This is a genomic window from Salegentibacter sp. (assembly GCF_036568425.1).
In the GTDB taxonomy this organism is placed as follows: domain Bacteria; phylum Bacteroidota; class Bacteroidia; order Flavobacteriales; family Flavobacteriaceae; genus Salegentibacter.
This window is the reverse complement of the sequence record NZ_DATCSO010000065.1, coordinates 38,545-49,938: the sequence shown is the minus strand read 5'-3', so window position 1 is coordinate 49,938 and position 11,394 is coordinate 38,545. Positions and strand designations below refer to the sequence as shown.

9 protein-coding genes are annotated in these 11,394 nt (G+C 40.1%); 6 read left to right on the top strand and 3 right to left on the bottom strand.

Features of this window, described 5'->3' with window-relative positions; genetic code table 11:
- Window positions 1-46 precede the first annotated feature (46 nt).
- Both VIM94_RS06255 and VIM94_RS06250 read left to right on the top strand, forming a co-directional pair.
- Window positions 47-1,543 (top strand): carboxypeptidase regulatory-like domain-containing protein, encoded by a 1,497-nt coding sequence (locus VIM94_RS06255; RefSeq protein ID WP_332038430.1) that lies wholly within the window; start codon window positions 47-49, stop codon window positions 1,541-1,543.
- Window positions 1,544-1,656: 113 nt separating this feature from the next.
- Window positions 1,657-2,838, top strand: a complete 1,182-nt coding sequence (locus tag VIM94_RS06250) for an AIR synthase related protein (RefSeq protein WP_332038429.1) — start codon at window positions 1,657-1,659, stop codon at window positions 2,836-2,838.
- Between the two features lie 4 nt (window positions 2,839-2,842).
- On the opposite strand, the gene VIM94_RS06245 is transcribed toward VIM94_RS06250, so the two are convergent.
- Window positions 2,843-3,505, bottom strand: coding sequence for an ABC transporter ATP-binding protein (locus VIM94_RS06245; RefSeq protein ID WP_332038428.1), 663 nt, complete (start codon window positions 3,503-3,505; stop codon window positions 2,843-2,845).
- 437 nt (window positions 3,506-3,942) lie between these two features.
- Between VIM94_RS06245 and prfA the strand changes: the two genes are divergently transcribed.
- The 3 genes from prfA (at window position 3,943) to VIM94_RS06230 (ending at window position 6,706) form a co-directional block, all read left to right on the top strand.
- Window positions 3,943-5,019 (top strand): peptide chain release factor 1, encoded by a 1,077-nt coding sequence (gene prfA / locus VIM94_RS06240; protein ID WP_332038427.1) that lies wholly within the window; start codon window positions 3,943-3,945, stop codon window positions 5,017-5,019.
- Between the two features lie 84 nt (window positions 5,020-5,103).
- Window positions 5,104-5,922 (top strand): orotidine-5'-phosphate decarboxylase, encoded by an 819-nt coding sequence (gene pyrF, locus VIM94_RS06235; RefSeq protein ID WP_332038426.1) that lies wholly within the window; start codon window positions 5,104-5,106, stop codon window positions 5,920-5,922.
- A gap of 10 nt (window positions 5,923-5,932) precedes the next feature.
- Window positions 5,933-6,706, top strand: coding sequence for a helical backbone metal receptor (locus VIM94_RS06230; RefSeq protein ID WP_332038425.1), 774 nt, complete (start codon window positions 5,933-5,935; stop codon window positions 6,704-6,706).
- Here the strand turns inward: VIM94_RS06230 and VIM94_RS06225 are convergent.
- Window positions 6,703-6,906 carry a Lacal_2735 family protein gene (locus VIM94_RS06225; protein WP_332038424.1) on the bottom strand — a complete coding sequence of 68 codons (204 nt, stop codon included), beginning with the start codon at window positions 6,904-6,906 and terminating at the stop codon, window positions 6,703-6,705. The genes VIM94_RS06230 and VIM94_RS06225 overlap by 4 nt on opposite strands.
- Before the next feature lie 141 nt (window positions 6,907-7,047).
- Window positions 7,048-7,743 carry a DUF4197 domain-containing protein gene (locus VIM94_RS06220; protein ID WP_332038423.1) on the bottom strand — a complete coding sequence of 232 codons (696 nt, stop codon included), beginning with the start codon at window positions 7,741-7,743 and terminating at the stop codon, window positions 7,048-7,050.
- Between the two features lie 174 nt (window positions 7,744-7,917).
- Between VIM94_RS06220 and VIM94_RS06215 the strand changes: the two genes are divergently transcribed.
- Window positions 7,918-11,373 carry a methylmalonyl-CoA mutase family protein gene (locus VIM94_RS06215; RefSeq protein ID WP_332038422.1) on the top strand — a complete coding sequence of 1,152 codons (3,456 nt, stop codon included), beginning with the start codon at window positions 7,918-7,920 and terminating at the stop codon, window positions 11,371-11,373.
- Window positions 11,374-11,394: the final 21 nt, after the last annotated feature.

Sequence of the window (11,394 nt, the reverse complement as noted above, 5' to 3'; positions counted from 1 at the left end):
GAATAGGCATTAATTTTTATTACTAACCCATCAAATATTATCGAAAATGAAAACCATATATAAATTATTACTTCTTTCGGTTTTAGGAATCTTTCAGGCCTGTTCCGAAGACACGATTGGTGAAGAATTAACAGGATCGGTAACCGGTTTGGTAATTGCCAAAGCTACTGGAGAGCCCATCCCTGAGGCCGAAATTACAACCAGCCCGGCTTCCACTACAGTTTTTACAGATGAAAATGGTGAATTTAAACTGGAAAATATTTTAGTGGATTCATATTCGGTTAAAGCGGAAGCCGACGGCTACGTTACTAGTTTTAAAGGTGTTGCCGTAACTACGGGAGCTACTTCTAATGTAGTGATCGAAATGGCAGAAGGAACCGGAAATAATAGGGCACCAAATCCACCAAAATTGATTACTCCTGAAGATAATGCTGAAGGTCAATCTCTTGAATTGGATTTAATCTGGGAGGCTAGTGATCCCGATGCCGACAGTTTAACCTACGAATTGGAAATTCGTAATAACCGGAATGACGACATTCTTAAATATGAAAATATCCAGGATACTATCTATAGGCTGGAAGGCCTAAATTATGGATATAAATATTTCTGGCAGGTGAAAGTAAGTGATAGCATTAATAATCCTGTGATGAGTGAAGTAAAATCCTTTACTACATTGGAACATCCGGAGTCCAGAATTTTTTATGTAAAATCGGTTAATGGCAATAATGTGATTTATGCCATGGATCCAAATGAGAACGAATATCAACTCACTTCTTCTGAAGTAAACAGTTTTAGACCGAGAAAAAATCTCCGGACAAATAAAATAGCATATTTAAAGACCGAAGCAAATCAAACCCATCTTTATACGATGAACCTGGATGGTTCACAGCAAACCCGCGTAACCGGTAATATACCGGTTAACGGATTTAACCTGGAACAACTTGATTTTTCATGGGCTGATGATGGAGCAAGTTTGGTTTATCCTAATTTTTCGAAACTTTATAAAGTAAACGTGAACGGAAACGATACTGAATTAATTTATCAGGAACCAAAAGGTAAATTTATAACTGAAGTGGATGTAAGCGAAAAAAATGGAAACATGGCGCTCCTGGTAAATAATGCCAGCGGTTATGAAGCCGAAATTTATATGATTGATCCGCAAGGTAATAAGGTTAAAACCGTGCTCTCAAATGTAGATGGGGCAGTAGGAGGTTTGGATATTTCTGTTGATAATAAATTGCTCTTGTTTACCAGAGATATTTCTGGATACGAAAGTTCAGATTACAGGAGATTAAATTCCAGAATTTTTATCTATAATCTGGAAACCTCCGAAGTTCAGGATTACAGTAGAGGCAAACTGGAAGGTACAAACGATCTCGATCCGCGGTTTTCGCCTAACGAAGCAGAGATTATTTTTGTCAACACCTCTAATGATGGTGTGTCTCAAAACGATATATATACCGCTTATTTGGAAGATCAGGATACTGATGGTTCTCATAGGTATCAAATAATTGAAGACGCTAAAATGCCCGATTGGGAATAAATGATTTTTTACGGGGGGAGCGGTAGTCTGTATAACGGGCTGCCGCTTTTTTATTTTAATTAGTTTTTTGGAAGATTTAAACTGTTTATCTTTGATGCCTTCAACACAACAACATGAGCCAGGAAACCAGTAAACGCTATGCCCAAAGAGGTGTCTCAGCCGGAAAAGAAGATGTACACAATGCGATAAAGAATGTAGATAAGGGATTGTTTCCGCAGGCCTTCTGCAAAATAGTTCCCGATCACCTTACCGGAGAGGAAGAATACTGCCTCGTTATGCATGCCGATGGGGCAGGCACAAAATCTTCCCTGGCATATATGTACTGGAAGGAAACCGGAGATCTTTCGGTCTGGAAAGGTATCGCACAGGATGCGCTTATCATGAATATCGATGATTTGCTGTGTGTTGGGGCTACCAATAATATTTTGCTTTCCTCAACTATTGGAAGAAATAAGAACCTGGTTCCGGGAGAAGTGATTTCCGCTATTATTAACGGGACCGAAGAACTTCTTAAAAGCCTTAAAGAGTTTGGTGTGGAAATCCACTCCACCGGGGGCGAAACAGCCGATGTAGGTGATTTGGTAAGAACCATTATCGTAGATTCTACGGTTACTGCAAGGATGAAACGCAGTGAAGTGATCGATAATGCCAATATTAAAGCAGGTAATGTGATCGTGGGACTATCTTCCTTTGGACAGGCTACTTATGAAAAGGAGTACAACGGCGGAATGGGCAGCAACGGATTAACTTCTGCGCGACATGATGTCTTCTCAAAGATTCTTGCTGAAAAATATCCCGAAAGTTTTGATAATGGGATTCCTGAAGATTTGATCTACTCCGGATCAAAGAAACTTACCGATGAAGTGGGAAATTCGCCGCTTGATGCGGGGAAACTGGTGCTTTCACCTACCCGTACTTATGCTCCTGTAATCAAAAAGATTCTATCAAAATTCAGCAATAAAGAGATTCACGGAATGGTGCATTGCAGTGGAGGCGCACAAACCAAAATTCTCCATTTTGTTGAAAATCTGCATATTATTAAAGATAAGCTGTTTGAAGTACCACCACTGTTTAAGCTCATTCAGCAGGAAAGCAAAACCGACTGGAAAGAGATGTACCAGGTCTTTAATATGGGACACAGGATGGAACTTTATGTAGACGAAGTTATCGCTTCAGAAATTATTGAAATCTCCAAATCTTTTAATGTTGACGCTCAGATCGTTGGAAGAGTAGAAGCTTCCGAAGAAAAGAGACTTACCATCAAAAGTGAGTTCGGAGAGTTTGAGTATAAATAGGATCCTAATTAAAGTGCCCCGGATTGATATAACCTAATTCCTCTAATTGAGAGGGGGTTTTGATAAGTTGTGTGCACCCCTTTTGCAGAAAATACAACTCATCGGCTACTTCCTGGATGTCTTTATAAAGATGATCGGTAATCACAAAAGCTTTATGTTGTTTTTCCTGTAGAATTTCCTTTTTTATAATCTCAATATAAAGCGGGGATAGATGGGTGAAAGGTTCATCAAGCAGCACCAGTTTTGCATCTGATTTTATGATCAGCCAGGTTTCTACTAGTCTCCTTTCACCTCCAGAGAGTTCTCCAATTCGGTAATTCTTTCTTAATGCGGTTGTAGGAAAGTTATCGGCAAATTCGGGCCAGTTTACTTTAAATAGCTGGAATAGATTTTTCAGTTTTATATGGGAGGGTAAATAGTTTTTCTGAGAAAGAAACTTAACCATTTCGGTAAGGTAAAACTTTTTGAGATATCCCTTTCCATCAGCCCTTACGAGCTGATTGTTTGCTGTAAGATTTCCGAAGAAAACTTTGAGCAGGGAGGTTTTTCCACAACCATTCGCTCCCAAAAGGCCGGTTACTTTTCCGGTTTCAGCCTTTAGGTAAACCCCATAGAGGATATTCTTTTCTCCAAAACTCAGTTCAATATTTTCCAGTTCAAATATCATAGAGCAGTGGGAATAATTTATAGGAAACAGCGGTAAGAATGAATTCTGCTGCAAAGCATCCCGCTAAAAGAAATCCTGGGCTTATTCCAAAATTCCTGTAAAATAAGAGCTTATCATCTTCAGGGGTAAATCTAAACCAGGCAAATAAGCCTGCAAAAAGAAAGAATTTCAGCAATAATGTGGCTTCTGCCGGGTTATTCGTAAAAACCAGAAATCCATTCAAAATAAAACTGGGGAAAAGAAATTTCCTGTAGAAAATAAAGAGGACTCTGAATTTTAAAATCAAACCGAAAGCTTTAGCGCTGTTTCTAAAGTTATGAAAAAATTGAGGGAGTAGTTCTAAAAACAAAAACACCGTACTTTTTCAAAAAAATTTCCATTACCCGAAATCGCCTAAAATATCGTAAATTTGCTTTCCTAAAATCAGTGAGGTTTATATGATTGAGAAGCTTAACATAGTAAAGCAGCGTTTTGATGAGGTGAATGATTTGATCATTCAACCTGATGTGATTTCAGATCAGAAACGATATATAGAATTAAATAAAGAGTACAAGGATTTAAAGGCGCTTATGGATGAGCGTACTAAATACCTAGAACTCACCAATAATATCAAGGAAGCTGAAGAGATTATTGCCGACGGCAGTGATGCCGAAATGACTGAAATGGCTAAAATGCAGTTGGAAGAAGCAAAAGAGGAACTTCCGAAACTGGAGGAGAAGATAAGAATGATGCTTGTGCCAAAAGATCCTGATGATGCCAAAAACGTGGTTATGGAAATTCGTGCCGGAACCGGTGGGGACGAAGCCAGTATCTTTGCAGGAGACCTTTACCGTATGTACACCAAATATATTGAAAGCAAAGGCTGGAAACATAATATGGTGGATTTTAGTGAAGGAACCAGCGGCGGATTTAAAGAGATAATCTTCGAGGTTAGTGGTGAAGATGTTTACGGAACTTTAAAATTTGAAGCCGGAGTACATCGTGTACAACGTGTTCCACAAACTGAAACTCAGGGCCGGGTTCATACTTCTGCTGCCACGGTAATGGTATTGCCTGAAGCCGAGGAGTTTGATGTGCAAATAGATCCTAAAGACGTGCGAATAGATTATTTCTGTTCCTCAGGTCCAGGTGGGCAGTCAGTGAACACTACTTACTCGGCTGTACGACTAACCCACGAGCCTACCGGATTGGTAGCTCAGTGTCAGGATCAGAAATCTCAGCATAAGAATAAGGATAAAGCATTTAGGGTACTTCGTTCCCGTTTATACGAAATGGAGCTTGCAAAAAAGCAGGAAGCCGATGCCGCTAAAAGAAATTCTATGGTATCCAGTGGAGACCGTAGCGCCAAGATTAGAACCTATAATTATTCCCAGGGAAGAGTGACCGATCATCGAATCAATTTAACCCTTTATGACCTTGGAAATATCATAAACGGCGATATCCAAAAAATTATCGATGAGCTGCAATTGGTAGAAAACACCGAAAAACTCAAAGAAAATTCAGATATATTTTAAAGTCACCTCCGCGCAGGCGGAGGTCTCTATTTTTCTATCATTGTAATTTGTCTCTAAATTTAAACTTCCCAAAAACCAGTTTCAATGTCCAATCAAGAACTAACCGATCAAATATTTAAGAAAAAATCTTTTTTATGTGTAGGTCTGGATATTGACCTGGAAAAGATTCCAACTTATCTACTTTCTGAAGAGGATCCTATTTTTAGTTTCAATAAAGCTATTATTGATGCTACCCATAAGTTTTGCGTGGCCTATAAACCGAACATTGCTTTTTATGAAGCTGAAGGTGTAGAAGGCTGGAAGGCTTTGGAAAAGACTATAAGTTACCTGCATCAGGAATACCCCGAGATTTATAGTATTGCTGATGCCAAACGCGGGGATATAGGCAATACTTCACGAATGTACGCCAAGACCTTTTTAAAGGATTTAGGTTTCGATTCGGTGACGGTAGCGCCTTATATGGGAAAAGATTCGGTGGAACCTTTCCTCGAGTTTGAAAATAAACACGCCATCTTATTAGCATTGACCTCAAATGAAGGTGCTTTTGATTTTCAAACACAACAAATCGATGGGGAAGAACTGTACAAAAAAGTAATCCGGGTTTCTCAAACCTGGGAAAATGCCGATAGGCTCATGTATGTAATTGGAGCTACAAAGGCCGAATTCCTCAAGGAGATTAGGAAGATTATTCCTGAAAATTTCCTGTTGGTGCCAGGGGTAGGTACTCAGGGAGGAAAACTCGAAGATGTTTGTAAATATGGGTTGAGCAAAAACGTGGGGCTTTTGGTGAATTCCTCAAGAAAGATAATTTATGCCTCAGAATCTTCAAATTTTGCTGAAATAGCCGGGGCTAAAGCTGAGATCCTTCAACGACAGATGGCCGAGGAATTAAGGCAACTTTAAATATGTTTTTATGGAAGTTTGGGATCAACTTCAACGAAAGATTGAATTAAAAGGAGTCCCGCAGCGGGTAGTGTCCCTTGTTCCCAGCCAAACCGAACTTCTTATCGAACTGGGGCTGGAAGAAAAACTGGTGGGAATTACAAAATTTTGCGTTCATCCGAAATATCTTCCGAAAACAAAGAAGGTTGTAGGTGGCACCAAGCAGGTTCATATAAACAAAATTAAGGATTTGCAGCCCGATCTCATTTTATGCAATAAAGAAGAGAATACTCCTGAAATGGTAGAGGCTCTGGAAGACATAGCTCCGGTTCACGTATCTGATATCATTGAAATTGAAGATGTTTTTGAAATGATGCTTCAGTATGGGGAGCTATTTGACAGGGAAGAACTGGCTAAAACGATGGTAAAAAGCATCCAGAAGAAGATTTCAGGATTAAAGAAAATCCGGAGTGCAGAACAGCCAAAAAAAGTAGCATATCTTATTTGGAAAAAGCCATTAATGGTGGCAGGAAAAAATACTTTTATCGATACCCTTTTACAGTTGAATAATTTTGAAAACGTATTTAAAGAACAAAGATATCCTGTTACAGACCTTGAAGAACTCAAAGCCAAAAAGCCTGATTTGATCTTGTTGTCATCCGAGCCTTATCCTTTTTCTGAAAAACATATGGAGTACTTTAAAAATATTGGTGCGGAAATAAAACTGGTAGATGGTGAGTATTTTAGCTGGTATGGTTCGCGCTTAATAGGTGCAATGGACTATTTTAAAAACCTGAACTTTTAATGGTCTATTTTATCATATCCCATTCTATGTAGTTCATCCAGAATCTTTTTTGCCTTATCATTTAACCTATCACTTTCTTCTTTATCGGTTAATGCGAGTTTGTAGGAGCGGTGCATGAGCTGCTTGTACTTATCGCACATGCTTTCTTCTTTTGTTCTTGTCTCAAAAATCTTAAACATAGCATCATCAATCTTAATCATTTCATCTTCTTTCGGGTACAAAGATAGATTCAGGCCTGCTTAAGTTGTACTAAGCTTTGGTTAAGCTTATTGTAAAATAATTTTCAGAAAGGCTTTAAATGTTAAAAAAATAAGGTTACACCCGGAATGATCCGGTTTAAGCTAATCCTGCAGGGAAAAAACCCGCTTTAAAAGAGCGGTGTTTCTGGCAGACACGTTTTCCCTGATTTCCTTTTCTTCAATGGCGATCATCGTGTAGACTCCGTCCAGGGCTTCTGTGGTGACATAATCAACCAGATCTGGATTAACCTTATTGGTTAGGGGTAAATTGTTATATCGGGTAATTATATTACGCCATACCTCAGTAGCTCCCACTTTATCCAGAGATTGTTTAACTACGGGATTAAAGCTGCTGTATAGTTGTTTTTCGGTCTTATTGGTAAGGTATAGAGTTGCGGCATTATCGCTTCCAAGAAGGATATTGCGGGCATCGGAGAAAGTGATTTCTCTTACAGCATTCACAAAGATTGGGGTGGCTTCTTTTACAGCATCTTCAGCAGCACGGTTCAGTATTTTCAAACCTTCATCGGCAAGCGCATCAAGACCTACATCTCTAAGCGTCTCATCTACTTTTTGCAATTCCTGCGGGAGGCCTATCCTTACCAACTGGTTACTGTAAAATCCGTTTTCTTCTGTGAGTTTCGTGACTTGCTTGTCGATTCCGTTATCCAAGGCTTGTCGCAGGCCTGAGGCTATTTCAGAATTAGTAACTCCCATTGGATATTCGCTTGCTATCTGCTGTAATTCCGCACAGGAATAAAAACTGAAAATACTAAACAGGATAAAAAACTTTTTCATAATCTGGATTTACTCCAAAGGTATCAAAAAAACCAGTGAAGATTTAAAAAGCCTGAAGGAGACCAGAAGCTGCTTTCCGTCGATCCATTTTCGAATTCTGAAAAGTGTTAATCCAAGTCTTATTTCTTTGCGATTTTCGTAAATTGCGTAACCTAAATTTCGAAATCATTACAAATGGAACAACAGAGCCCATATAAACCTAAAAATAAAATAAGAATTGTGACCGCAGCCTCCCTTTTTGATGGCCATGATGCAGCAATTAATATCATGCGCCGCATCATTCAGTCTACGGGGGTTGAGGTAATTCACCTTGGGCACGACCGTAGTGTTGAAGAGGTTGTGAACTGCGCCATTCAGGAGGACGCACAAGCCATAGCGATGACCTCTTATCAAGGTGGTCACATCGAGTATTTTAAATATATGTACGACCTGCTCCAGGAGAAAGAAGCGGGTCATATCAAGATCTTTGGTGGTGGAGGCGGTGTGATCCTTCCTGAAGAAATCAAAGAGTTGATGGATTATGGTATTACCAGGATTTATGCCCCCGATGATGGCCGGGAGATGGGGCTTCAGGGAATGATAAATGATATGGTGAAGTTGGCCGATGAAGCTCATTCAAATCTTAATTCTGAAAAGCCGATTTCTGAATTATTGAAAGATAAAGATGTAAATACCATTGCCAGACTTATTTCCCTTGCTGAAAATAAACACGATTCTTTCCTTCAGCATTTTGAGCCTCTAAGGAAACAACTTGAAAATAGCGAAATTCCAGTACTTGGAATAACCGGTACCGGTGGGGCCGGAAAATCAAGTCTAGTTGATGAACTGGTTCGCAGGTTCCTGCTGGATTTCCCTGAAAAGAATATCGGGATTGTTTCGGTAGATCCTTCAAAAAGAAAAACCGGCGGAGCACTTTTGGGAGATCGCATAAGAATGAATTCGATTAATAATTCCCGGGTTTACATGCGCTCGCTGGCTACACGGCAGTCAAACCTGGCACTCTCCAAACATGTAGCTGAAGCGGTAGAAGTATTAAAAGCTTCAGAGTACGATTTAATAATTTTAGAAACCTCAGGAATTGGACAAAGCGATACAGAGATCCTCGATCATTCCGATGTTTCTCTATATGTAATGACCCCTGAATTTGGAGCGGCTACCCAACTGGAAAAAATTGATATGCTCGATTTTGCCGATCTGGTTGCTATTAATAAATTCGATAAACGTGGAGCTCAGGATGCCCTTCGGGATGTAAAAAAACAGTACCAACGTAATCATCAGCTTTGGGACGAGAAACCCGATAACCTTCCTGTTTTTGGAACCATCGCATCTCAGTTTAACGATCCCGGGATGAATACCCTTTATCGTGAGATCATGGATAAGATCGTGAAAAAGACCAAAGTTGATCTTAAATCAGACTTTGGGGTTTCTGCAGAAATGAGTGAGAAAATTTTCATTATTCCGCCTAAGCGAACCCGCTATCTTTCAGAGATCGCTGAAAATAACAGAGCTTATGACGACAAAGCTTCCAGGGAAGCTGAGGTAGCCCAAAAGCTTTATGGAATTTTTAAAGCCATTGAATCGGTTTCGGGAATGGACCTTGATAAAAATCAGGATAAATATCTTAATAAATATGGGATTGAGCAGGATGAGATTCTTGAAAATACAGAGGAATCTCAGAAAAACCTGGTTAAACTTTTGTTTGCCGAATTTGACAGGGTTAAGATGGACTTAGATCCTCATCATTGGGAAACAATCCTGGGCTGGCAACAGAAGGTTACGAAATACAGGGAGCCGGTTTATAGCTTTAAGGTGCGTGATAAGGAAATAAAAATAGATACGCATACCGAATCTCTGGCGCATACCCAAATACCTAAAGTAGCCCTTCCAAAATATAAGGCCTGGGGAGATATTTTGAAATGGTGTTTACAAGAAAATGTGCCGGGAGAGTTTCCATATACCGCGGGATTATATCCGTTTAAACGTCAGGGCGAAGATCCTACCCGAATGTTTGCCGGAGAAGGTGGGCCAGAGCGCACCAACAGGCGTTTTCATTATGTGAGTTTGGGACTACCTGCAAAGCGACTTTCTACAGCTTTTGATTCAGTTACCCTTTATGGAAACGATCCGGACCACCGTCCTGATATTTACGGAAAGATCGGAAATTCCGGGGTTTCCATCTGTTGCCTGGATGACGCTAAGAAATTATATTCCGGTTTTGATCTTGCCGATGCCTTAACCTCGGTGAGTATGACCATTAACGGCCCGGCTCCAATGCTTCTCGGGTTTTTTATGAATGCCGCTATCGATCAACAATGTGAGAAATACATAAAGGAAAACGGCCTTGAGGATAAAGTTGAAGCCAAACTTAAGAAGCTCTACGACGATAGGGAAATAGACAGACCTGTTTACCGCGGAGAACTTCCTGAAGGTAATAATGGTCTTGGCTTAATGCTGCTTGGATTAACCGGAGACCAGGTGCTTCCCGCTGAAGTCTATTCAGAAATAAAAGAAAAGACCATTAGCGTAGTGCGTGGAACCGTGCAGGCTGATATCCTCAAGGAGGATCAAGCACAGAATACCTGTATTTTCTCTACGGAATTCGCCTTGCGTTTGATGGGAGATGTGCAGGAATATTTTATAAGGGAAAAGGTGCGTAACTTTTATTCGGTTTCGATTTCAGGATATCATATCGCTGAAGCCGGAGCCAACCCAATCACTCAGCTGGCTTTTACTCTCGCCAACGGATTCACTTACGTGGAATATTACTTAAGCCGTGGAATGGATATCAACAAATTTGGGCCTAACTTATCCTTTTTCTTTTCTAATGGAGTAGATCCGGAATACGCGGTGATTGGGAGAGTAGCCAGAAAAATATGGTCTAAAGCCCTAAAACTAAAATACGGTGCGAATTCAAGAGCTCAGATGCTGAAATATCATATCCAGACATCTGGAAGATCACTACATGCGCAGGAGATCGATTTTAACGATATCAGGACTACCCTCCAGGCGCTTTACGCTATCTACGACAATTGTAATTCGCTGCATACCAACGCATACGATGAAGCGATTACTACCCCAACTGAAGCTTCAGTAAGAAGGGCGATGGCTATTCAGCTAATCATTAATAAAGAACTTGGTTTAACCAAGAATGAAAACCCAATCCAGGGATCTTTCATAATAGAAGAGCTTACTGATCTTGTGGAAGAAGCAGTACTATTAGAATTTGATCGTATCACCGAAAGGGGAGGAGTACTTGGTGCCATGGAAACCATGTACCAACGTGGAAAGATCCAGGAAGAGAGTTTGTATTATGAAACTTTGAAACACAGCGGGGAATTCCCAATTATTGGAGTTAATACATTTTTAAGTTCCACCGGATCACCTACAGTTACCCCGGGAGAAGTAATTAGGGCTACTGAAGAAGAAAAGCAACATCAGATAAAAACATTAGAGACTCTTCATGCAGCAAAAGAAGAGTCGGCCCAGGCTGCCTTAGATAAGATAAAAGAAGCCGCAATTAATAACAAAAATTTATTTGAGGTTCTTATGGATGCCACTAAAGTTTGTTCCCTCGGGCAAATAAGTCAGGCGATGTTTGAAGTTGGGGGACAGTATAGGCGAAATATGTAAGCAGAGAGCCACTTTACCCGG